At 31.1% G+C, this 21355-nt stretch carries 27 protein-coding genes, 1 tRNA gene and 1 other annotated feature; of the genes, 3 read left to right on the forward strand and 25 right to left on the reverse strand.

Annotation, left to right across the window (positions count from 1 at the left end; translation table 11 throughout):
* Positions 1-9: 9 nt before the first annotated feature.
* The 16 genes from hisI to ACI32A_RS06620 all read right to left on the reverse strand — a co-directional run bounded on the left by hisI (position 10) and on the right by ACI32A_RS06620 (position 12819).
* Positions 10-327: a phosphoribosyl-AMP cyclohydrolase gene (gene hisI, locus ACI32A_RS06545; RefSeq protein ID WP_439754235.1), complete on the reverse strand. Its 318-nt coding sequence runs from the start codon at positions 325-327 to the stop codon at positions 10-12.
* Positions 324-1082: an imidazole glycerol phosphate synthase subunit HisF gene (gene hisF, locus ACI32A_RS06550; RefSeq protein ID WP_439754236.1), complete on the reverse strand. Its 759-nt coding sequence runs from the start codon at positions 1080-1082 to the stop codon at positions 324-326. The genes hisI and hisF overlap by 4 nt, the downstream gene beginning before the upstream one ends.
* A gap of 3 nt (positions 1083-1085) precedes the next feature.
* A complete protein-coding gene (hisA, locus tag ACI32A_RS06555) occupies positions 1086-1802 on the reverse strand; it encodes a 1-(5-phosphoribosyl)-5-[(5-phosphoribosylamino)methylideneamino]imidazole-4-carboxamide isomerase (RefSeq protein ID WP_439754237.1) in 717 nt (238 codons plus the stop codon).
* Positions 1799-2401, reverse strand: coding sequence for an imidazole glycerol phosphate synthase subunit HisH (gene hisH, locus ACI32A_RS06560; RefSeq protein WP_439754238.1), 603 nt, complete (start codon positions 2399-2401; stop codon positions 1799-1801). Before hisH ends, hisA begins: the two co-directional genes overlap by 4 nt.
* Entirely contained in the window at positions 2398-2979 is a 582-nt protein-coding gene (gene hisB / locus ACI32A_RS06565) for an imidazoleglycerol-phosphate dehydratase HisB (protein ID WP_439754239.1), read from the reverse strand. The genes hisH and hisB overlap by 4 nt, the downstream gene beginning before the upstream one ends.
* Entirely contained in the window at positions 2976-3995 is a 1020-nt protein-coding gene (locus ACI32A_RS06570; protein ID WP_439754240.1) for a pyridoxal phosphate-dependent aminotransferase, read from the reverse strand. The genes hisB and ACI32A_RS06570 overlap by 4 nt, the downstream gene beginning before the upstream one ends.
* Positions 3982-5274 (reverse strand): histidinol dehydrogenase, encoded by a 1293-nt coding sequence (gene hisD / locus ACI32A_RS06575; protein WP_439754241.1) that lies wholly within the window; start codon positions 5272-5274, stop codon positions 3982-3984. The genes ACI32A_RS06570 and hisD overlap by 14 nt, the downstream gene beginning before the upstream one ends.
* A complete protein-coding gene (gene hisG / locus ACI32A_RS06580; protein WP_439754242.1) occupies positions 5258-5902 on the reverse strand; it encodes an ATP phosphoribosyltransferase in 645 nt (214 codons plus the stop codon). The genes hisD and hisG overlap by 17 nt, the downstream gene beginning before the upstream one ends.
* Positions 5899-7002 (reverse strand): ATP phosphoribosyltransferase regulatory subunit, encoded by a 1104-nt coding sequence (gene hisZ, locus ACI32A_RS06585; protein ID WP_439754243.1) that lies wholly within the window; start codon positions 7000-7002, stop codon positions 5899-5901. Before hisZ ends, hisG begins: the two co-directional genes overlap by 4 nt.
* A 36-nt stretch (positions 7003-7038) precedes the next feature.
* Positions 7039-7242, reverse strand: a binding site (T-box leader).
* A 75-nt stretch (positions 7243-7317) separates the two neighbouring features.
* The gene (locus tag ACI32A_RS06590; protein WP_439754244.1) at positions 7318-8922 is read right to left on the reverse strand and encodes an InlB B-repeat-containing protein; all 1605 of its coding nucleotides are present in this window, start codon (positions 8920-8922) and stop codon (positions 7318-7320) included.
* Positions 8923-9041: 119 nt separating this feature from the next.
* The gene (locus tag ACI32A_RS06595; protein ID WP_439754245.1) at positions 9042-10304 is read right to left on the reverse strand and encodes an amidohydrolase family protein; all 1263 of its coding nucleotides are present in this window, start codon (positions 10302-10304) and stop codon (positions 9042-9044) included.
* A gap of 8 nt (positions 10305-10312) precedes the next feature.
* Positions 10313-10723, reverse strand: a complete 411-nt coding sequence (locus ACI32A_RS06600) for a hypothetical protein (RefSeq protein ID WP_439754246.1) — start codon at positions 10721-10723, stop codon at positions 10313-10315.
* Complete coding sequence (locus ACI32A_RS06605) at positions 10710-11219, reverse strand: YcxB family protein (RefSeq protein ID WP_439754247.1); 510 nt, start codon at positions 11217-11219, stop codon at positions 10710-10712. Before ACI32A_RS06605 ends, ACI32A_RS06600 begins: the two co-directional genes overlap by 14 nt.
* Positions 11194-11778 carry a hypothetical protein gene (locus ACI32A_RS06610; RefSeq protein WP_439754248.1) on the reverse strand — a complete coding sequence of 195 codons (585 nt, stop codon included), beginning with the start codon at positions 11776-11778 and terminating at the stop codon, positions 11194-11196. The genes ACI32A_RS06605 and ACI32A_RS06610 overlap by 26 nt, the downstream gene beginning before the upstream one ends.
* Complete coding sequence (locus ACI32A_RS06615; protein WP_439754249.1) at positions 11775-12404, reverse strand: NUDIX hydrolase; 630 nt, start codon at positions 12402-12404, stop codon at positions 11775-11777. Before ACI32A_RS06615 ends, ACI32A_RS06610 begins: the two co-directional genes overlap by 4 nt.
* A 154-nt stretch (positions 12405-12558) precedes the next feature.
* A complete protein-coding gene (locus ACI32A_RS06620) occupies positions 12559-12819 on the reverse strand; it encodes a DUF1292 domain-containing protein (protein WP_439754250.1) in 261 nt (86 codons plus the stop codon).
* Between the two features lie 53 nt (positions 12820-12872).
* Between ACI32A_RS06620 and ACI32A_RS06625 the strand changes: the two genes are divergently transcribed.
* On the forward strand, positions 12873-13190 hold the full coding sequence (locus tag ACI32A_RS06625) for an acylphosphatase (protein WP_439754251.1): 318 nt from the start codon (positions 12873-12875) through the stop codon (positions 13188-13190).
* A gap of 14 nt (positions 13191-13204) precedes the next feature.
* On the opposite strand, the gene ACI32A_RS06630 is transcribed toward ACI32A_RS06625, so the two are convergent.
* The 7 genes from ACI32A_RS06630 to ACI32A_RS06660 are packed head-to-tail and all read right to left on the reverse strand — an operon-like array spanning position 13205 to position 17889.
* Complete coding sequence (locus ACI32A_RS06630; RefSeq protein WP_439754252.1) at positions 13205-13657, reverse strand: hypothetical protein; 453 nt, start codon at positions 13655-13657, stop codon at positions 13205-13207.
* A 54-nt stretch (positions 13658-13711) separates the two neighbouring features.
* Positions 13712-14974 carry a M48 family metalloprotease gene (locus ACI32A_RS06635; RefSeq protein WP_439754253.1) on the reverse strand — a complete coding sequence of 421 codons (1263 nt, stop codon included), beginning with the start codon at positions 14972-14974 and terminating at the stop codon, positions 13712-13714.
* Between the two features lie 33 nt (positions 14975-15007).
* The gene (locus ACI32A_RS06640) at positions 15008-15799 is read right to left on the reverse strand and encodes a hypothetical protein (protein ID WP_439754254.1); all 792 of its coding nucleotides are present in this window, start codon (positions 15797-15799) and stop codon (positions 15008-15010) included.
* A gap of 4 nt (positions 15800-15803) precedes the next feature.
* Entirely contained in the window at positions 15804-16277 is a 474-nt protein-coding gene (locus tag ACI32A_RS06645; RefSeq protein ID WP_439754255.1) for a hypothetical protein, read from the reverse strand.
* A gap of 2 nt (positions 16278-16279) precedes the next feature.
* The gene (locus ACI32A_RS06650; protein ID WP_439754256.1) at positions 16280-16852 is read right to left on the reverse strand and encodes a thymidine kinase; all 573 of its coding nucleotides are present in this window, start codon (positions 16850-16852) and stop codon (positions 16280-16282) included.
* Between the two features lie 2 nt (positions 16853-16854).
* Positions 16855-17166, reverse strand: a complete 312-nt coding sequence (locus tag ACI32A_RS06655; protein WP_439754257.1) for a hypothetical protein — start codon at positions 17164-17166, stop codon at positions 16855-16857.
* 33 nt (positions 17167-17199) lie between these two features.
* Positions 17200-17889, reverse strand: coding sequence for a hypothetical protein (locus ACI32A_RS06660; RefSeq protein ID WP_439754258.1), 690 nt, complete (start codon positions 17887-17889; stop codon positions 17200-17202).
* Between the two features lie 97 nt (positions 17890-17986).
* Between ACI32A_RS06660 and ACI32A_RS06665 the strand changes: the two genes are divergently transcribed.
* Complete coding sequence (locus ACI32A_RS06665) at positions 17987-18823, forward strand: HAD family hydrolase (RefSeq protein WP_439754259.1); 837 nt, start codon at positions 17987-17989, stop codon at positions 18821-18823.
* Positions 18824-18850: 27 nt separating this feature from the next.
* On the opposite strand, the gene ACI32A_RS06670 is transcribed toward ACI32A_RS06665, so the two are convergent.
* Both ACI32A_RS06670 and gltX read right to left on the reverse strand, forming a co-directional pair.
* Positions 18851-19603 carry a mechanosensitive ion channel family protein gene (locus ACI32A_RS06670; protein ID WP_439754260.1) on the reverse strand — a complete coding sequence of 251 codons (753 nt, stop codon included), beginning with the start codon at positions 19601-19603 and terminating at the stop codon, positions 18851-18853.
* 8 nt (positions 19604-19611) lie between these two features.
* Positions 19612-21069 (reverse strand): glutamate--tRNA ligase, encoded by a 1458-nt coding sequence (gltX, locus tag ACI32A_RS06675; RefSeq protein WP_439754261.1) that lies wholly within the window; start codon positions 21067-21069, stop codon positions 19612-19614.
* 103 nt (positions 21070-21172) lie between these two features.
* Here gltX and ACI32A_RS06680 point away from each other — a divergent pair.
* A tRNA-Gln gene (locus ACI32A_RS06680) sits at positions 21173-21248 on the forward strand.
* The last annotated feature ends 107 nt before the right edge of the window (positions 21249-21355 follow it).

A 21355-nucleotide genomic window follows, 5' to 3' on the forward strand; every position in this document is an offset into this window, starting at 1 on the left:
TTTCCTTTTTTATAGTACATCCATTGTTCTATAAAAACAAGAATGGTTTCCTGTATGACATGCCGCTCCTGTTTGTTCTACAATCAATAATAACGTATCACTATCACAGTCCACACGAATTTCTTTTACATATTGATAATGGCCACTGGTTTTTCCTTTGATCCATATTTCCTGTCGAGAACGAGACCAATACGTCGCTATTTTTGTTTGTACTGTCATTTGAAAGCTTTCTTCATTCATATATGCCAGCATCAATACTTCTTTTGTGGATTGTTCTTGTACAATTACAGGAATTAAGCCATTTCCTTTTTCAAAATCTAATTTCATAAACGTACAGGTACTCCTTTTTCTTTTAAATATGATTTAACGTCTTGTACACTTAATTCTTTATAATGAAATAAAGAAGCGGCTAAAGCAGCTTCCGCACAGTCTTGTTCAAACACTTCATAAAAATGTTCTAAACTTCCACAGCCACCTGAAGCAATAACAGGAACATGACAAACATCATGTACCGCTTTTAACATATCAATGTCAAAGCCTTCTTTGGTTCCGTCGGCATCCATAGACGTTAATAATATTTCTCCAGCGCCTAAAGATACGCCTTTTTTTACCCATTCAATTAAATCCAGACCCGTATCTTCTCTTCCTCCACGAACAAAAACATTCCATCCTCCATCTGCTCGTTTTCGACCATCCACAGCCAATACTATACATTGACTGCCAAATAATTTGGCACCTTGCGCAATCAGGTCTGGATTTTTAACAGCCGCTGAATTTAGAGATACTTTATCAGCTCCCGCTAATAACATTTTACGAATGTCTTGTACACTTCGAATGCCACCTCCCACTGTAAATGGAATGAAGATTTCTTTAGCTACAGCTTCTACGACTTTTACCATCGTATCTCTTTGTTCATGAGTCGCCGTAATATCTAAAAATACTAATTCATCGGCTTGTTGAAGATAATATTCTCTAGCTAATTCAACAGGATCGCCTACTTCTTTTAAGCCAACAAAATTTATTCCTTTTACGACTTTTCCATTTTTTACATCCAGACAAGGGATAATTCGTCTTGTATGCATAATTTATTCCTCACAAAGTTTAATGGCTTCTTTTAAGTTCAGGGATTGTGTATACATGGCTTTTCCAGTAATGGCTCCATATAAATTTAAATCCTTTAATTGTTGAATATGAGATAAGTCTTTAATACCCCCAGAAGCAATAATATTCACTTTTACGTTTTCTTTTAGTTTTTGAAGCATTTCTATATTAGGTCCCTGCATAGTTCCATCTTTGGAAATATCTGTAAAAATCAATGTTTGTACACCTATTTCTTCCATTTTTTTCGCAAAATCCAAGTAATAAAGTGAACTCGTTTCCAGCCATCCATTTCCACATACATATCCATTTTTACAGTCCATACCCACTGCAATTTTGTTTCCATATTGTTCTAATGCCTGTTTTAATAGTGTTTCATTTTCAATGGCCACTGTTCCTAAAATGACACGCGAAATCCCTTGTTCTAAATAAAAAGAAATGTCTTCTAAAGTTCGAATGCCGCCTCCTACTTCAACAGGAATAGAAAGTGTCTTTGCGACTTGACAAATTAATTTCGCATTTTCTTTTTTACCAGATTTTGCACCATCTAAATCGACACAATGAACATAAGATGCGCCTTCTTTTTCAAATTGAATGGCAATTTCAAGTACAGAAGAGCCCACAACTTCTTTTTTTTCATAATCACCTTGGTACAATCGAACAGGTTTTTGTTCAATAATATCAATTGCTGGAAGTAATATCATATAAATTCCTCCACAAAATATTTTAATATTGCCAATCCATCTTCGGCACTTTTTTCCGGATGAAATTGACAGCCCAGTACATTTTTATGTCGAATCATCCCACATATTTTTAAAGACCCATACATAGAATAACCAATTAAATCTTCTGGATTGTAGTCTTGTGCATAATAAGAATGCACATAATACACAAAGCTTTCTTTAGGATACAAAGGCGTATCTTGATTCTTTTCCAATAGATTCCATCCAATATGTGGAATGCGAACACTTTCATCTTTCATTAATTCAATGTGTCCTTTAATAAAGCCAAAACCCTGGCAATATTCGATTTCTTCGCTATATTCATATAAAGCCTGCATGCCTAAACAAATTCCTAATAATGGTTTTCCCTGATGGACTTGTTCTTGAATAAAATCAAATAACTGGTATTGTTTTAAGTTTTTTATACAGTCAGGAAAAGCGCCTACACCTGGTAGAATCCATTTATCGCAATGCAATAAAATATCTTTGTCATGGCTAATTACACAGTTGGCATTGATTTTTTTTAATGCGTTTTGTACACTGTGTAAATTTCCCATTCCATAATCTATAATTCCAATCATTCAATCACTCCTTTTGAACTTGGAATGTCATTTCCTTCAATTTGAATGGCCATTTTACAGGCTCTTCCAAAGGCTTTAAAAATGGCTTCCATTTTATGGTGGTCATTGGTTCCATATAATACATTGATATGCAAAGTAATTCCTGCACTTGTACAAAAAGCTCTAAAAAATTCTTCAGTCATTTCTGTCGAATACAATCCAATGCTTTCGCGATGAAAATCACAATGAAATACTAAATAAGGTCTTCCACTAATATCTAATGAAACTTGAGCAAGTGTTTCATCCATTGGTAAAGAGAAAAAACCATAACGGGCAATGCCTTTTTTATCGCCCAAGGCTTGTTTAAAGGTGGTTCCTAAAAGAATTCCACAATCTTCAATGGTATGATGATCACAGACATCTAAATCTCCTTGACATGTAAGGTTTAAATCTATTTTTGAATGAAATGAAAAAAGAGTTAACATGTGATCAAAAAAACCGATTCCTGTTTGAATATTAGATTGTCCTTTTCCATCTAAATTTAAAGACAACTGAATATTTGTTTCTTTTGTTTTACGATTGATTTGAATTTCTCTCATAGTGCCTCCTGGTATTGATTGAAAATTGAAATCACTTGTTGATGTTCCAATTCATTTCCGATAGTAATTCGTATGTAGTCTTTATTGTTATATGTACGAATCTGAATGTGATTTTGTTCAAATAAAGTTTTTAATACATCTAATTTTGTGGCTTTGACTAATACAAAATTAGCATGCGATGGATATATAGTGATATCTTTAAATTTCATATTCAATAATTGTTCTCTTCTTTGACAAATTGGTTGAACACGATTTAGTGCTGTTTCAATGGAATGAAGTGCACAAATTGCAATTTGTTGTGAAACAGTATTTAAAGCATAGGGTACTTTAATATTGGATAAACGCTCTATATTTTGTTTGGATCCAATTAAAAATCCTGTTCGAATGGCAGCCATGCCAAAAACTTTCGATAGAGTTCTTGTAATAAAGAAATTTGGAAATTGATCTATATATTCCATCATGCTTTCCTTGGCAAATTCTATATAAGCTTCATCATCCACAAAAGGAATATCTGGAAAAGCTTTTACAATTTTTAATATGTCTTTGTTTTCTAGGTAATGGCCACTTGGATTATTGGGATTGGAAAAAATAATAAAATCGACTTTATTTTGTTTACCAAACGAAATGAAGTCATCCACATCAAAAGAGCCATCTTCTTTGCATGTATATTTAATAACTTTTGCATCATATCTAGAAGCATAAAAATCATACATACCAAAATCAGGGTCTAATGTTAGTACTGTTTTATTAGATGAACAATAATAGCTCATAATTAAATCCAGCATTTGATCGGAGCCATTGCCGCATAATATTTGTTCATAAGGCATATGAATATAATTTCCATATGTTTTACGTAATTCAATGCAATCGGTATCGGGATATCGATTAAAGTCAATGAAATCTATTCGTTCTTTAATTTGTTTTTTTAGAATTTCATCAATATTGTCACTAACTTCATTGGCATTTAATAAAATACCTTTTTGATTATGTGTCTGATAACTTTCAATTTTTTTCATCCAGCATCCTCACTTTCGCTGCATTAGCATGGGCTTCTAATTGTTCTTGTTGTGCCATCGATACAATATATTTTCCATAGTTTTCAATGGCTTCTTTTGTGTAATATAAATAACTTGATTTTTTAATAAAGCTATCTACGCCCAAAGCACTGGAAAAACGAGCCGTTCCACTGGTTGGAAGAACGTGATTGGTTCCACCAAAATAGTCTCCAATGCTTTCACATGTATAATATCCCATAAATACGGATCCAGCATTTTGTACTAAGCTTAAATATTTCATTGGATCTTCTATCATGAGTTCTAAGTGTTCTGGTGCAATTTGATTGCTGATTTGAATACATTCTTCAATGGAGTCACAAACAATGGCTTTTCCATAGTTTTGTAAAGATTGTTCGATGATATCTTTTTTTGGTAATACGTCTGTTTGTTTCTTTAATTCTTCATTGACTTTTTCTAATAAAGAAGTAGATGTTGTCAACAAAATAGCACTGGCCATTGGGTCGTGTTCGGCTTGTGATAGTAAATCGGCAGCAATATATTCTGGTTTTCCTTTTTCATCGGCTATAACTAATATTTCACTTGGACCCGCAATCATATCGATATCCACTTTTCCAAAGACAAGTTTTTTACTAGCTGCCACAAATATATTTCCAGGTCCTACAATTTTATCGACATGTGGAATGGATTGTGTTCCATAGGCTAAAGCCGCAATGGCTTGCGCTCCCCCTATTTTATATATTTCTGTAACACCTGCAATTTTTGCGGCATACGCAATATTGGGATGTATACTTCCTTCTTTGGAAGGAGGCGTTACCATGACAATGCGTTTGACACCAGCTACATGAGCAGGAATGGCATTCATCAATACACTGGAAGGATATTGAGCTCTTCCACCTGGTACATAGATTCCAACAGATTCTAATGGAAGAACTCTTTGACCTAAATAAATTCCCATTTCTTTTTGCAGTAAATACGAGTTTTGTTTTTGTGCCTGATGAAAATAAACAATGTTTTCTTTGGCTTTATTCATGCTTTCACAAAAGAATGGATCACATTTTGAAATGGCTTGTTCAATTTCTTGTTCACTGACACGGAAATGTTCTATTTCAATGCCATCAAATTGTTTTGTATATGATTTACAAGCTATATCGCCTTCTTTTCGTACTTTTTCGATAATTTGACTAGCTTTCATTAAAATATCACTGGATATTTCCTGGTTTCTAGATTCAAGATATTCTAATAATTCACTTGTATTGTTTTTCTTAATTTCCTGAAGCATGTTGTTTCACCATTCTTTCTAAATCTGAAATTACTTTTAATATTTCATTTCGTTTTAATTTATAACTGGCTTTGTTCACAATTACACGGGCACTGATATCACAAACAGTATCCAATACTATGAGTCCATTTTCTTTTAAAGTCGTTCCTGTTTCCATGATATCAACAATTCCATCGCATAATCCTAAAATCGGTGCTAATTCAACGGAACCATCAATTTTAATAATTTCAACATCCATGCCTTTGGATAAAAAATAATTTTTGGCGACTTGTGGATATTTGGTTCCAATTTTGATGTGACCTACTTTTGAAAATAATTCATTCTGGGGTAAAGAAGCAACAATGAATTTGCATTTTCCAATTTCTAAGTCCAGCATTTCATAATAGTCTTTTCCACCTTCTAATAATGTATCCTTTCCAACGACACCAATATCGGCTACACCATGTTCTACATAGGTAATACAGTCATTGGATTTTACTAGAAAATAAGAAATATCATAGACACTGTCATTAAAAACAAGGGCTCTTCCTTTGTCTTTTAAGCTTTCAATGCCATAACCGCATTCTTCTAACATAGAAACGGTTTGTTTTTCGAGTCTTCCTTTAGTAAGGGCAATCGATAAACTCATCTTATTTCCTCCTTTACTTGTACTTCATCTAAAGAATACATTTGACATTCAACACATGCATATTGTTTTCGTAATTCTTTCGCTTTTTGATAGGCTTGTACTTGTTTCGATAATGGATAGTACACAACCATTTTCGTTTGTGATTCGAGCTTAGTAACTTCTAATAAATAATCTAATTTGACTGAAAAACCACAGGCTGGTAAATCATATCCAAATTTATCTAATAAATGATCATATCGTCCACCATTTAATACAGAAGTTCCTACGCCTGATACAAAACCTTCAAAAATTATGCCTGTATAATATTTATAATGTGGTACTTTTCCTAAGTCATATGTAATATGCTGGCTCATTCCCATTTTCTCAAGTGTTTCATGTAATTGTTTTAAAGAAAGCACAACGGCTTCAATTTCTTCATTAAAACTAAGTTGTAAAGCTTGATCAAGAATGGATGCATCTCCAGATAGAAATGGAAGTTTCATAAAAAATTCATAGGCTTTTTGGGAGACTTTATTTTCAATTAAAAATTCTTTTAATTCGATCATACTTTTTCGATTGATTAAGTCACTTAATTTTTGTGAAGATAAATTAAAATAGGAACTAGCTTGTTTAAAGAAATTAACGTTTCCAATTTCAAGTGTATAGTCACAGTGCAGGCTTTCCATAACATCAATGGCACATAATAAAACTTCTAAATTGCTGTGATCTAAGCCAATGCATTCAATGCCACAGTCTGTGACTTCACTTTGTTTGCCTCTGAATTTTTGACGTACTTTAAAGACATTGGATGTATATCGAAATCGATATGGAGGTTGTATGTCTTTAAATTTTGTGGAACAAACACGGGCAATGGGAACGGTCATATCACTTCGAAGTGTTAAGATTCGTCCATTTTGATCAAAAAATTTGTATTTGTCTTCTTCTATAATGTTTTCATAGGCATTGGAATAGGTTGAATAGTATTCAATGGTAGGACTCATAATTTCCTGGTATCCATATGAATCAAATATCGATTCAATTTGATGTTGAAGCATTTTTTTCTTTCGACATTCATCTAATATTAAATCTCTCATTCCTTCTGGTACTTGAATTTTTTCCATTGTGTTTTCCTCCCATTTATAAAAAAAGCTTTCATCCCAAAGGACGAAAGCAAACTTACGTGGTACCACCTTTTTTCGTGCAATGCACCTCAAACCTCTAACGCGGGTTCACGTTATAAACTACTCGAGTTCATCTATACTGCTCCAAGATGTGTTCAAACAATTTGTTTCTTCTTTTCCACCAGCCAAGAAGTCTCTATCAAACATCCTTGTTTTACTATTTCTTTTCTTCGCATTTAATAAAATAAATTATATTGAAATTCATTCTTTTGTCAATCAAAAGAATACATTTGTTGCGATTTTATGAACAAAAAATTATCGTTTTTTCAATAAAATCATCAACGCAAAAGAACTGAACAATAGTTTCAAAGAATTCGATAAGCTATTGGATACATAAGAAGTATTTACTTTTTTCTTATTTGTTTCTTTCTTTTCTGAATCTTTATTAGAATCTGAATTATTATCTGTATTTACTTCTTCTTTTACATATTCATATGTATATGTCATTGATTCTTTAACAATAGTATCTGTTGTTGGAATATCCCCTAACCAGCTACCATCTTTATAACCTTCATCCGCTTGTGAAACAGGAATATTTTCTAATTTTGTTTCAATTGGTTCCCAACAACGTGTTTCTTTATTGAATTGGGCAATCACATAATCCTGTGTTACTGTAGTCTTTCCATCAAAAGTACCATGAATCACTTGATATGTAATAGTGACTTCATATTTATCCGGAATTCCATTGAAATTTTTGTCGATTGCATAATATACATGAATCACGTTCTTATTTTCATCGGCTCCAATAATCAAAGGAAGATTTTCAACTGTATCTAATACATAACCATCTTTTTCTTTTAAATCGACAGATTCAATGGTAGAACCAAATTTAGCTTTATCATTTACAGTCTGAGAAGCATCTAATACCCCATCATAATAATAATTGACTGTATAACCCACTTCAGCTGGTACATAACGACCATAGTAGAATATATTTGAATTGATTACTTTTTCACTGTTTTCAAAATTTACTTTTTGTGTAAAATCTGAATCATAATACCAACCATCAAATACATAACCTGTTTTTGTTTCCATTGTTGGTACTACTACATTTTTTTCTATTACCGGTGATTCTTTTACAGTAGGTTCCATTGGTAAAAATTCACTTTCACCAGCTGGAATATATTCAAAAGTAATTGTGACTTTATTTGTATCATTTAAAATCGCATAACCATCTACATGATATGTTGGTGTTCCTGCATTAACAGGTACAATGGCATTATTTATACCAGCATTTGCTCCATTGGCCACTTTTATACGTTCCCAGACAATTGAATATGTTCCAGGTGCTTTTGTACCTTCAGAATCATAAGTATAACTCACACCAGATTTAGTTGTAATAGGTGGATATTCACTTGGAAAAGTATTTACGTTTCCACTTACACTTAATGTAGTTCCAATAGAATATGGAATACTTGGATCTAAATTTACACTGCCAGAAAGTTTTGTGATTCCATACCATCTAGTATTAGGATCTGTTCCAGCATCCATTTCTTCTCCTGGTCTTAATAAATAAAAATAAGCATCCGCTGTTTGTGGATAAGGAATTTCATCATCAAAACTTAACATAGCAGGAACAGCACCTGGATCATTTCCCTTCGAATCTTCATTACCTACATCTGGTTGTTCTGTTGATTTCGATTCATCTGTTTGTTCTGATTGTTGATTATTTCCAGTTTGTTCAGTTGATTCGGATTCATTTGATGGTTCTAATCCTTCTTCTGAGTTTTCTACACCCTCTAATTCATTTGTTTCTTCAACTTCTTCTGCTAAGATAGGCATAACATTTATTGACATAGTTGTAAAACCAAGGGCAAATGTCATAGCCATGCTCAATAAGAATTTTCTTAATTTTTTCATGAAATAATACCTCCATAATTTGTAATATATATAATTATATATTTATTTTAAGAGATTAATTATGTTGTTTATTACTTCATATTGGCTATTTATAACAATTAAAAAATAGAGCATAAACTCTATTTCTCTTTATATAAATTCCAGATTGTTTCACTCAATCGATTCTTTTTGATTTTTGGGTTTTTAAAGACTCTTCCGTTAAAGACTACCGTATCTATATGACTTAATGCATTTAAATCTTGAGCTGGATTTTCATTCATAATAATAAAATCGGCATATTTTCCAACTTCTATGGTTCCAGTTATATTTTCTATATTCAATAATTGTGCATTTCTTTTTGTTGCATTAAATAATACATACTCATTAGACACATTCATTAATTTTTTAAATGCGATTAATTCTCGATAAAAATCATAATGAGAAACAAAAGGTCTTCCTGCATCGTTTCCAATTCCTAATGGAATTTCATAGGCAATGGCTTTTTTGGCATTATCTACTATACCTTCTAGAATTTTCTGATACTGTATTTTGGATTCATCTGAAATATATGTCGTCGTTGTATCAAAACAAGCATATGGAAGAATTCCAGATAAAATTGAAATCAATTTTGCGCCTTTTCTCATATATAAAGTCAATAATTTTTCATCCACAAAAGAACCATGCTCAATTATATCGACACCATTTTCCAAAGCAACTTGAATGCCATGTGGCGTTTGTACATGAGCCGCTACTGGTAAATTATGTTGATGTGAAACATTGGTAATATAACGAATCAATTCCGCTGGCATTTCCATTTCATTAAAATTTTCATTACCAGCCCAGCCTGTAACCATAATTTTGATAAAATCAGGTTTTGTATGAATTAATTTTTCCAATGCTTCTTTACAATCTTCTAATTTATGAATTTCAATTGGCCCCTGATTGTGCATATATCCATTTACCATTGTCAAAGCCCGATTGGCTACTAACATTCTAGGTCCAATTAATTTTCCTTCTTTAATTTTATCTCGAATTTGACTATCTACATCGGATAAGCCTCCAACACATCGAATCGTTGTAACACCTGACATTAATTCTGTATACGCAAAGCTTTGACAAATGCGTAATCCAAGGTAGCGTCCAATGGGATTGGAATTAACTAAAGCTGCAATCCGACTGTCATTGTTTTTATGATTATAGAATCCATCGGATGATAAGTGAACATGCATATTGATCAGACCTGGACAAACAAATTGATTGGAGCAATCAATGATGGTTCCTTCAATGATATCTTTTTCAATGGCTACAATTTTTTCTTTATCTACAATGATATTCATATTTTTTTGCAGCTTCATATTTTCGTTTCCGTTTAAAATATTACAATGCGCAAATGTGATTTTCATACAATCTCCTATTTTTCACAAGGCTGAATTCCTTTTTTCAAAGGAAGAACCACTCTTTGATGAATTTTATTATTAAATAAAGGATGACAATTTCCCACTACAATTCCCAAATAACACAATTGCAAAATTGAAGACGGTTGTTTCGCCCAATACGATCCATCAAATTTTTTATAAACATCATTGATATCGACAACATTCACTTTTGAAAAATGTGTTACATACAATTGACCAAAGAAAGAATCAATGACATCTTTTTGATCCATCACTTTTTTCTTATCCAGATAAATTGGATTATCAATTTGTTCAAAGCCATTGGCAGCCATCATTAACTGCACCGCTACTAAATGCATTTCCTGTGTATTATCATCGGGTAAACACTTGGTAAAGAGTTCAAACACATTATTTTCATTTAATTCCATTACATTCACCACATTTCTTCATATACAATAAAACTTCTTCTTTTTCTTCTTCACTTAAATTACGATGATCTAAAATCATAATTTGTCCATCACTTCGATAAAAATAAAAATAATGATAATATTTTCCACATTTTTCAATGCAATCCCATTTATATGAATCAAAACCATATTTAGAACGAAGACTGATTCCATCTTCATTCAATATATATGTACGCATTAAAGTGCCATCTTCTGGAAATTCCTTTGAAATTGATTTTGCCATTTTCTTTTTGAATCCACTTTTTGACATATACAAAAAGAACAAGAAATGGAAAACAAATAAAATGGGGACAACAATGGATCCACAAAAAAAGAAAAAAAATCCACACAATAAACCAATAATCGCAACAATCAAACATATTTTTTCTGTTTTGTGAAATCTTGGATTGCATTCAATCATTAATTCCACAATGGCTTCTCTTTCTTCCTGATCAATCAATAAGCTCTGCTTCACCATCTTCTTTCTCCTGTTCTTTTATTGTTTTCTTTTCATATAGACGAAACGAAATAAAAACCAGCAACAATGCAATTAAATCAAACAACGAACAAATCAGCAATAACCAAATTGGAAATAGATCAATTTGTTTTAAAAACCCAGCATCCAGGCATACGCAAATGGATATGGCAATCATTAAAATGGAAAATACAAATAAAATAAATGAAAACGGGTTGTGAATGCATTTTAATTGAATTGACCATTGTAGTGACAAAATTCCTATAAAACAAACAAAAACACCAATGCATTGATCAAAATAAAGCGCAAGTTCTGTATTTTTATAGAAACCAAAACCAGCTATTAAAATAAAAATCAATCCAATGGAAAAACTATATTCATTGATTTTTAAATAATTTTTATGATAAAAAAACTTACAAATCAAAAATATTCCCATTAATAAAACAAAAAAGAAAAAACCATTAACCAGTGTTTTTGTTTTAAGAGAATCTATACACAATAAACAAAAACAAGAAACAACACAAACTAGATTCAATATCACAATAAACCACGACTTTTTCATAACCACATGTCCGAAACAAAATACATCAAAGCCATCCAGGTATAAACAGAATAAAAAATTCCTTGATCATCACAGCCTTGTTTTAACAACCGCTGTGCATCTTCTTTCGAAAATAAAGAAAACCCATCAAATATTTCATTTCCTTCACTATGAGAGCTATTGACATTCATTGCAGTATCAATTTGTACACATACTAGAGCATTGGATTCATCACTCATTCCTGGCGTAGAAAATACCAATGGATTGATAATAGAAATTTGATTTCTATTCACTTTTAAATTACATTCTTCATAAATTTCTCTTTGTGCTGTTTCAATAATATCTTTATCTTCTGAATCCATTAAACCCGCTGGAACACCTAATAAAAACTGTCCCGTTGGATATCGAAATTCATGACACAACAATAGTTTTGGTTCTTCTCCTTTTAAAATCACAACACAACTCACAGCATCGGGTCGCATTTTTTTAAATTCTTCATCGGATTTTAAACAAACCAGGTCTTCTTTTTTTCGTCTTGTCGCATTATAATAATGTGAATTATTTTTGTAGTGTAAATCAAATACATTCATAAATCTGGATTCAAAACAAGAATCCACTTGATCTTCATTAATTACTAACTTTTTCATATATCTCCTTTAGACTTATTATACACGAAAAAGAAGAGTTGGTGAACCAAACCAACTCTTCCACAGGCCTGCACTTTTTAAAGTGCTTATTAAATATACAGTAAAGAACGAAAAAAATAAATTTTTAGACAAAATTTGACTAGTCCATTTTGTACTATTCAAAACCATAAAATGACATATAAACTTTTACAACTGTTTCAAACTCCATGTCATCTTCAATTTCTTCAAAAACCATATCCATACCTGTTCCAAAACAACGATATAAATACACATCATCTTGAATTTCCTGATCAATCATTTCTGAAACAGCTGCATATTGTTTGCCTTCATGTTCAAAGACATCCATCAATGCCACTTCAATTTCTTTTCCTTGTCCATCTACTATTTTATAAGTATCAATTTGTACTGTATCCATAAATCCCCCTGGCATAACAAAATAAAACACGATATAATAAATGAGGTGATCATATGTTCCTTTTTAAAAAGAAACCAAAAATAAACAAACCCATTACTGAAAATACCATACGCTATGAATACCATTTCTATGGTCAGGTTCAAGGCGTAGGTTTTCGCTTCATGGCTACACAATATGCCCAGCAACTCCAATTAACGGGATGGGTCAAAAACTGTGATGATGGTTCTGTTTTAATGGAAGTGCAAGGAGAAAAACATGATATTGATCATTTAATTGATCTGTTACAAAATGATAAATATATTCATATTTCTCAAATCACTTCAAAGACAAAACAAACAATAGAAGAAGATGATTTTTATCCACGTTATTAATTCATCTTCTTTTTTTATATAAAACGAATATCAATTCCTAATTCCTGGGCAATGGCATCATGTGAATACCCTTTATCCATTAAATCCATGACTTGAAAATCAAGATCACTTATTTTTGATAATTTGTTGTATAGACACTCAAAACGAATTTGTTTTTCCGTTTTTTCTTTCAATATCTTTAATTCTCTGGAAAAATTTTGGCTTTCTTCACAAATCAATCCTTTAAAACAAATAGAAGGATTCTTTGAAACCATTTCCTTTAAAAAATTAATAATACTTTCTTTTGTTTCTTCGTTCACATAAATAGAAGTAAACGATAAATGATGAAAATTATAAAAACAATTTTCGGTTAAATTTCCTTTTCGAATCCATTGATTTTGAGGTCCATTTTTCTGAAAAAAATCTTTAATACAATATATTTCTTCTTCACTATTCTCTCTAAAGTCAATACATATATCACCATTCATATTCATAACATCCTCATCCTTGTTATAACAATTATACCCAAAAAATGAATTTTATCAATTTTTCAGTGCACGAATTCGATTAGCCATACCTGGATGATCGTATTCTAAAAATTCAATAACAGGATGTGGATTGACATTTACGAGTTCATCTTTTGACAAAGTCTTAAATAAAATAATTAAATCTTCTTGATATCCTTCTTTGACAACATTCTGATCGGCTTCATATTCTTCTTTTCGAACTACATTATTTCGAATAACCATGATGCCATAAAATAAAGGTTCTAAAATAAGTCCAAAAATGAAAAAATATAAAAAATATACACTATGTGATAAAGAAAAAGATTGATTGATAATTTCTACAAAATAAAATATAATTTCAGGATGCTGCATCAAACCAGCAATACAAATAAAAGCCACTAAAGCAATACAATACATTCCATAGTTATACCATTGTTTCTTATGTTTTAAATGCCCGGCTTCATGGGCTAAAACCCCTAATAATTCATTGTGTGAATTTTCATTGAGAAAATTATCGGCAATGCCAATCATTCGATAAAACGGTAAACGAAGTACAAAAGCATTCTTCGTTGTACTTTTACTGGATTCATCATAGACTTTAATATGTTTGACTTTTTTCTTGGAATCTTTTAATAATTCTTTAATTTCCTGTAAGAGTTTTTCATCTTCTAAATCTACAAAATGATATTGTTTCATCATAACCAAAAAAGATAAATAAGAAAAAATCAACATTAATAAAGCGAAAATCAAAACAAGGATCAATAAAAATCCTATGCATTGCATCAAAGAAATAGTAAATCCATGTGTCCATTGTGATAAATGTTCCAAAATAAAAACAAAAAATGTATATAAAACAAGATTCATTAATGCTTCAAATCCCTGATTTAGAACAAAGTCTTTTATAAATTCTTTTTTTGTTTTTTTATTCATGCCATATTTTTCTTCAATATGAAATGTTTCATAGAATTCAATGCCAAAAGAAAAAATGCAACCCACAAACCAGTCAATTCCAATGCAAATCCATAAACCAACATAAACCGATTCAAAAGAAGATATCCAGGAAAAGAATTTTGAAAATACTAAGATCAACATAAAGATTGTTTCCAATCCCATTTGAACAAGCGATATGTCTCTATATTCTTTTTTATATTGAATAAATTCATTGTATCGCTTTGTATCATATACATCTTCTACTTCTTTTGGCAATGGTTTTTTCATTTGTGAAGTCTGTAATATATTACAAAAACAGTTCCATAAAATTTTAATGATAAAATAAATACAAATTCCAACTTTTAACATAACTCTCCTTAAAAAAAAGTGGATCAACCACTTTTACCAGTCACTGGACCAATCCGAGCTCGATGAATCCCAGGAATCCGAGAAATCCCAGGAACTATCATTGTCCCAGTCACTATCATAATCCGATGAATCGGTCCAATATTGACTATCTTCAAAATCACTGGTATTTGAATCTGGAGACGATTGATAATAATCCTGAGCATTATCGATAAAATTTGAATCCATGTCATTGGCATAATACCAGTTATCTGTATTATCATCGTAATAATACCAGTCATTGTCTTGATAATAGTATTGACTTCCTCGATAGTTATAATATCCATTACTTGGTCCTGAAAACGAAGAAAAAACTATAAAGAATGCTAAACAAATAAAAACAAGAGCAAAACAGGAAACTAGAAACCCCCTTGTTTTCTTTTGCGGAATATTTTTATTCCTGGGACGATTTTGATTTTGTTGTTTCTGATTGGAAATTTCAGAACGAAGTCTTTGATATAATTCATTGACAGCATAGGCTTCGTCTTTTCCTTCATAGCGAATAGCCCTTTGTCCATTGTCTTTGTTTTTATAAACAATAAAATTACCTGTATTTGGGTCTTGATAAATACCAAAAGCCCTTGGCTCTTTAATATCTTTTCCAATAAAGAAACGAGTAATCTTTTCATCTGGTAAATGATGATCTATAACCCATTGTTTTAGTTCTTCAATGGTTTTGGGTTGTTGATCACTGCTGCGGGCAATATGATCATTGGGTGCCCCGCAATATGGACACTGCTCTTTGGTATCGTCGTAATAATTATCGCAGTAATCACATTTTTTCTGCATAGTTTCACCTTTCTACATTCCATTCTTGTATTGTCTGATAAGGCTTGGTTTGTGAAATAGCCATTTTTATGACTTTAGCTTTAAAAGGAACAAATTCATTTTGAATGGTCTGATATGCCATTCGCATTTGTTTTGCATTTAAATGCTTAGCTAAAGTCACATGGGGAAAGTATTTCCCTTTTTGATAAAAGACATGACAATTTTTTTCTTCACAACAGGAATGAATTTCTTTATAGACATTATATAACAAATCATCGAAAACGGGTATAACACAAATGGTTCCTTTTAATAAACATATCGAAACAAATTCGATTTCAAAAGAAGAAATTGGATTTACTTGTATTTCTTTATAACTGGCAGCTAATGTTAGATGAACAGGAATGGAATACGAAACATTAATTTTTTGTTCAATTTTATGTATTAATTGATTAAAATAATGATTCGTTTGTTCATCAAAAAATAAAGAAACCGTATACATATTTATCCCTTTAATTTTCCTTCTTTAAAGTGTTTACGACACAAAGAAATATAAGATTCATTAGATCCTAAAACTACTTGAGAACCTTCTTTAACAATTCCTAATTCATTGTATCTTGCATTACAAAGTGCTTTTTTTCCACACCAGCAAATTGTTTTTATTTCTTTAATTTCATCACTGATTTCTAATAAACGCATAGAACCTGGAAACGAATGATTTTGAAAGTCACAGCGTAATCCGTAGCATAAAACTGGAACATTATAAAAATCGACAATATCACTTAAATCGTCAATTTCTTCGGGTCTGGCAAATTGGGCTTCATCGACAATGATGGCATCAAATTGTTTGACATAGTCTGGATTTTGATGATATTTATCTAAGAATTCATTTAATAATTCACAGGAATGTGTTAAACCAATACGAGATTTCACAATATTTTTTCCGTCTCTTACATCAATATTGGGTTTTAATAAAATAGGTTTCTGGTTTCTTTCTTCATAATTATATAAAACCATCAATGCATTAGCACTTTTACTTGATCCCATTGCACCATAATTAAAAATTAATTTTGCCATGTTTACACTCTTTCTAATAAAGCATATAATATACCATTTTTACAATATGTATCAATAAAACCAATCACAAAGCCTTCATTTTTAAATATATATGTTAAATATGTATAGACTTGCGATATATTTAATTCTGAAACAGGTATATCCTTTATTTTTTGATAATTTTCAATACAATTGGGATCCATACAAAGAGATGCATATAATTCTTCTTCCAATGCCAGTATTTCTTTTTGATAAAAAGGAAAACCATCTTCATAAATAACCCATCGATTTTCGACTATGCAGTCTTTACAATTTTGAACAATTTCTTTTTTCATAATCCTCCTAAAAAAAAGACGAAGACTCGTCTTTTATATTTCTTTTAATTGAAAAACAATCATAATGCCTTCATATCCAAAATAAGATAGAACAAACATTAAGGAACATACAAAACAAATCTTGAAAATATAAGTGAAAATCCATCTGGCTTTATATGTTTCTTCTAATCGCATATATTTAAATTGTGCCCATAGACAATATAAAGGAACCATTAAAATAAAGGCCTGAAATACAACAATTGTAAAAGTCGGGTTTGTGAAATAATAATAGGCATTTACTATTTTTAAAGAAAAAACATCTTTGGTAAAACTTGATACAAAAGAATTGGAAATAAAGTTATTAAATAATCCAATGGATGAAAATAATCCAAATATAAACATTAAATAAATTCCATACATCACAATTTTTCCCGGAATTGTTTTCATTTTCGAAGCAATTTTTGCACTTTGTGCAAATGTACATAAAAACGCAAAGAAAAGCCAGATTCCATAAATAATTTGATAAAAAGGAATAATCCAGTAGATCAGACAAAATAAAATGGAAAAAAATAAAAAGAAATTGGTAAGTGTATCGGTATGGTCTCTTCTTCTTCGAATGTATCGAATTCCAAATGTAGACATTTGAAATGGTTTTAATATTTTATTGTAAGTTCGTGCAGGAATACAGATCAGTAATAAACCCAATATAGCTGCACTTCCTAAATAAATTGATAATTCTAACATAATATCCTCTCATTCATTTCATTACAATGATACAATAAACAAGAATAAAAACACAAGTCGTCTTTACAATTCTATCACTTTTCAGTAAGATAGGAACATGAAAATGATTTTTTTAGATGCTGATGGAACACTTTTCCATCATTCTGGTTATGTTCCTGAAAGTGCAAAAATTGCCATTGAAAAAGCCAAAAGAAACGGACATTTCATTTGTTTATGTACAGGGCGACAGAAATGTGAATTATATGGAGATTTATTAGACATTGATTTTGATGGCATTGTCACTGGTTCAGGGGCTTGTGTATATACCAGTGAAAAAAACTTAAAAGAAGTTTATTTTGATGATTCACAAATTTCATATTTATTGTCTTTTATGAAAGAACATGAAATTCCTTGTTTATTTGAAACTTCAGAAAAAGTATATGGAAATAAACAAGCAAGGAATTCTTTAAAGCTGTTATATGACATCCATTGTTCTTCTTTACCCGAAGAAAAAAGAAAACTTCATGGTGTTTATAATTTATTTCATCATGTTGAATTTATGGATTATGACAATCTGATTCAACAAAAAATCAATAAAATAACGTTTTTAGAGTCTATGTTGAATTATAAAGACATTGAAAATATATTTAAAGAAGAATTTGATGTAGTTCGTGCAACCTTTGCACCTTTTGGAAAAGAAAGTGGTGAAATTTCGCATAAAGAAATCACAAAAGGAAATGGGATGCAGACTTTAATGGATTTTTATCAAATTCAACAAAAAGATGTGATTTCAATTGGCGATAGTTATAATGATTTTTCGATGTTTGAAAAATCCAATTTTTCAATTGCGATGGGAAATGCACCAGAAGATGTAAAAAGTAAATGTGATTATGTAACGTCTTCTATATTAAAAAATGGCATATATAATGCTTTTAAGTATTTAGAAATAATTTAAGGTATTTAGAAATAATTTAAGGTGAGCTTACTGGCTCACCTTTATTGTTGGAACTGGTACATGTAATTCTATTTTTTTGTTTTGAATTTCCTGATTGATTTGATATAAAGCATCCCAATAGACTTTTATATCCACCCAGCAAAAGATTCCGACTTTTAAATATGTGGTTTCAATGGATTCCACAACGGCTTTATTTTCGAGTTCCTGAAGCACATAGGCATTATTCTTTAATACACTTTCAAAAGCAGGTAATACATCATCTACATTGGCTTCTAATGAAAGTGCACATTCAATATGTATACGACGGGCATTGTTTTTTGAATAATTTGTCACAAATTTATTAACGACTAAAGAATTCGGTAAAACAATAACTTGATTGGAAAAGGTCGTAATGGTCACAAACATAATTTCAATGCGTGTCACTGTACCTTCTTTTCCATCCACTTCAATGTAGTCTCCCACTTCAAATGGCTTTGTGAATAAAATCTGAATGCCACAGGCTACATTGGCCATATTGTCTTTTAAAGCTAAAGAAATACCTAATCCTATCGCAGAAAAAGAACCTACAATGATGGATATATCTACGCCTAGACTGGATAGAGCAATGACTATAGCAATCACGCGAATTAAAATGGATATACAGGAAGCAAAGAAAGTAAAGACTCCTGGATTTTTACTGTTAGAACCAAATTTAATAATTTTTTTCTTAAATATAGGTGCTAATATCCATCCAATGAAAAGAATCAGAAAAAATTCACCGGCTTTATATAATAATTCCATCCAATTCATTATTCACTACAAGCTTTCTGTAAGCGATCAATTCCAATTTGAATACGACGAAGCGTTTCTTCTTTCCCTAAAATATGTCCGATTTCCATAGCGCCTCCTGGTGTAAATTGTTTTCCAGAAACAGCTGTACGAACTGGCCATAATACTCGTCCATTTTTTAATTCTAATTTAGCTGGTAAAGTCATTAAGGCATCTTGAATATTTTGTGTAATGCTCCAGTCTTCTAAATCAGAAAGAACTTGATACGCTTCTTTTAGAGGTTCAATGGAATTTTCCATAGTGGTTTTCATTTTTTTGTGTTTATACATTTCTAAGTCATAGTCAGGTAATTCTTCAAAGAAATCAATCAATGGTTCAATGTCTTCTCTTGAAATGCGTTTAATGCGAGGCTGTACTAAAGAAGCAATTTCTTTTAAGTCATATGGTTTTGTAATGATTTGTTCTAAAATAGGTTTAGCTAATTCATAAAAATCATCTAAAGACATACGATTAATATATTCTCCATTCATCCAAGCTAATTTATCAATATCAAAAATAGCAGGTGACTTTGAAATACGACTGATTTTAAAAGCTTGTTTCAATTCATCCATGGAATAAATTTCCTGATCGGTTTCAGGTGACCATCCAAGTAATGCGATATAATTAATAATCGCTTCTGGTAAATATCCTTTTTTCACTAAATCCTGGAAAGAAGCATCTCCATTTCGTTTTGATAACTTATGTTGTTCGTCTTTCATAACAGGTGGAACATGTACATAAGTTGGTCGTTTCCATCCATAGGCATCATAAATTAAATTATATTTAGGTGTACTGGATAAATATTCGTTTCCACGTACAACATGGGTAATATTCATTGTATGGTCGTCAATAATATTGGCAAAATTATATGTTGGAAATCCATCGGATTTAATTAAAACTTGTTCTTCTAATACATTAGCATCTACATCAATTTGTCCATATACTTCATCATAATATGAAGTTGTTTCTACATTTTCAATTGTTTGACGAATGACATATTCTTCATTCGCATCTAATTTTGCCTGAATTTCTTCTTTACTTAATGACTTACAAGGATCCACAAATTTAAAAGAATCCCCTGCCTCTTGTCTTTGTCTTTCCAATTCACATTCCGAACAAAAACAATAATGCGCTCCATTTAATTCAATTAATTTTTCAGCATATCCTTTATACATGCCTAAACGTTCACTTTGAATATAAGGACCAAAGTCTCCACCAATATCGGGTCCCTCATCCCAGTTTAAGCCACAAGTTTTCATTGTGTCATAAATAATATCGACAGCACCTTCTACTTTACGACCTTGATCGGTATCTTCAATACGTAAAATAAAATCACCATCTTCTTTTTTCGCAATTAAATATTCAAATAAAGCAGTACGTAAATTACCTATATGCATATACCCAGTTGGACTAGGTGCAAATCGAGTACGAACTTTCATTTTCTTCACTCCTTTTTAACAGTTTAATTATACCTAAAAGTCATTCTCTTTCAACAATTCCATTTGATTTTTAAAAAAATAGTGGTATTATTATAAGGCATATTGGGGTATCGCCAAGCGGTAAGGCATCAGACTCTGAATCTGACATTTCCAAGGTTCGAATCCTTGTACCCCAGCCATTTAAACAAAAAAATGTGGGTTAAACCACATTTTTATTTTCTTTTCTTTTTCAAAACAAATCCAATCAACATTGCATCTAAACTAGAAACCATCATTGAAATCCATA

The sequence above is a fragment of the Floccifex sp. genome, assembly GCF_051873555.1.
GTDB lineage: Bacteria > Bacillota_I > Bacilli_A > Erysipelotrichales > Erysipelotrichaceae > Floccifex.

Excerpts from the sequence above, each read along its gene's own strand:
- ACI32A_RS06620 (WP_439754250.1), bottom strand. The coding sequence starts at position 12,819 with ATGGATACAGTACAAATTGATACTTATAAAATAGTAGATGGACAAGGA.
- hisG (WP_439754242.1), bottom strand. The coding sequence starts at position 5,902 with ATGAGTTTATCGATTGCCCTTACTAAAGGAAGACTCGAAAAACAAACC.
- ACI32A_RS06635 (WP_439754253.1), bottom strand. The coding sequence starts at position 14,974 with ATGTTAAAAGTTGGAATTTGTATTTATTTTATCATTAAAATTTTATGG.
- ACI32A_RS06610 (WP_439754248.1), bottom strand. The coding sequence starts at position 11,778 with ATGAAAAAGTCGTGGTTTATTGTGATATTGAATCTAGTTTGTGTTGTT.
- ACI32A_RS06595 (WP_439754245.1), bottom strand. The coding sequence starts at position 10,304 with ATGAAAATCACATTTGCGCATTGTAATATTTTAAACGGAAACGAAAAT.
- hisA (WP_439754237.1), bottom strand. The coding sequence starts at position 1,802 with ATGATATTACTTCCAGCAATTGATATTATTGAACAAAAACCTGTTCGA.
- ACI32A_RS06600 (WP_439754246.1), bottom strand. The coding sequence starts at position 10,723 with ATGGAATTAAATGAAAATAATGTGTTTGAACTCTTTACCAAGTGTTTA.
- ACI32A_RS06670 (WP_439754260.1), bottom strand. The coding sequence starts at position 19,603 with ATGGAATTATTATATAAAGCCGGTGAATTTTTTCTGATTCTTTTCATT.
- ACI32A_RS06625 (WP_439754251.1), top strand. The coding sequence starts at position 12,873 with ATGTTCCTTTTTAAAAAGAAACCAAAAATAAACAAACCCATTACTGAA.
- hisZ (WP_439754243.1), bottom strand. The coding sequence starts at position 7,002 with ATGGAAAAAATTCAAGTACCAGAAGGAATGAGAGATTTAATATTAGAT.
- ACI32A_RS06590 (WP_439754244.1), bottom strand. The coding sequence starts at position 8,922 with ATGAAAAAATTAAGAAAATTCTTATTGAGCATGGCTATGACATTTGCC.
- hisD (WP_439754241.1), bottom strand. The coding sequence starts at position 5,274 with ATGCTTCAGGAAATTAAGAAAAACAATACAAGTGAATTATTAGAATAT.
- hisH (WP_439754238.1), bottom strand. The coding sequence starts at position 2,401 with ATGATTGGAATTATAGATTATGGAATGGGAAATTTACACAGTGTACAA.
- ACI32A_RS06665 (WP_439754259.1), top strand. The coding sequence starts at position 17,987 with ATGAAAATGATTTTTTTAGATGCTGATGGAACACTTTTCCATCATTCT.
- ACI32A_RS06570 (WP_439754240.1), bottom strand. The coding sequence starts at position 3,995 with ATGAAAAAAATTGAAAGTTATCAGACACATAATCAAAAAGGTATTTTA.
- ACI32A_RS06640 (WP_439754254.1), bottom strand. The coding sequence starts at position 15,799 with ATGCAGAAAAAATGTGATTACTGCGATAATTATTACGACGATACCAAA.
- ACI32A_RS06650 (WP_439754256.1), bottom strand. The coding sequence starts at position 16,852 with ATGGCAAAATTAATTTTTAATTATGGTGCAATGGGATCAAGTAAAAGT.
- hisF (WP_439754236.1), bottom strand. The coding sequence starts at position 1,082 with ATGCATACAAGACGAATTATCCCTTGTCTGGATGTAAAAAATGGAAAA.
- ACI32A_RS06660 (WP_439754258.1), bottom strand. The coding sequence starts at position 17,889 with ATGTTAGAATTATCAATTTATTTAGGAAGTGCAGCTATATTGGGTTTA.
- ACI32A_RS06615 (WP_439754249.1), bottom strand. The coding sequence starts at position 12,404 with ATGAAAAAGTTAGTAATTAATGAAGATCAAGTGGATTCTTGTTTTGAA.
- ACI32A_RS06645 (WP_439754255.1), bottom strand. The coding sequence starts at position 16,277 with ATGTATACGGTTTCTTTATTTTTTGATGAACAAACGAATCATTATTTT.
- gltX (WP_439754261.1), bottom strand. The coding sequence starts at position 21,069 with ATGAAAGTTCGTACTCGATTTGCACCTAGTCCAACTGGGTATATGCAT.
- hisI (WP_439754235.1), bottom strand. The coding sequence starts at position 327 with ATGAAATTAGATTTTGAAAAAGGAAATGGCTTAATTCCTGTAATTGTA.
- hisB (WP_439754239.1), bottom strand. The coding sequence starts at position 2,979 with ATGAGAGAAATTCAAATCAATCGTAAAACAAAAGAAACAAATATTCAG.
- ACI32A_RS06630 (WP_439754252.1), bottom strand. The coding sequence starts at position 13,657 with ATGAATGGTGATATATGTATTGACTTTAGAGAGAATAGTGAAGAAGAA.
- ACI32A_RS06655 (WP_439754257.1), bottom strand. The coding sequence starts at position 17,166 with ATGAAAAAAGAAATTGTTCAAAATTGTAAAGACTGCATAGTCGAAAAT.
- ACI32A_RS06605 (WP_439754247.1), bottom strand. The coding sequence starts at position 11,219 with ATGGTGAAGCAGAGCTTATTGATTGATCAGGAAGAAAGAGAAGCCATT.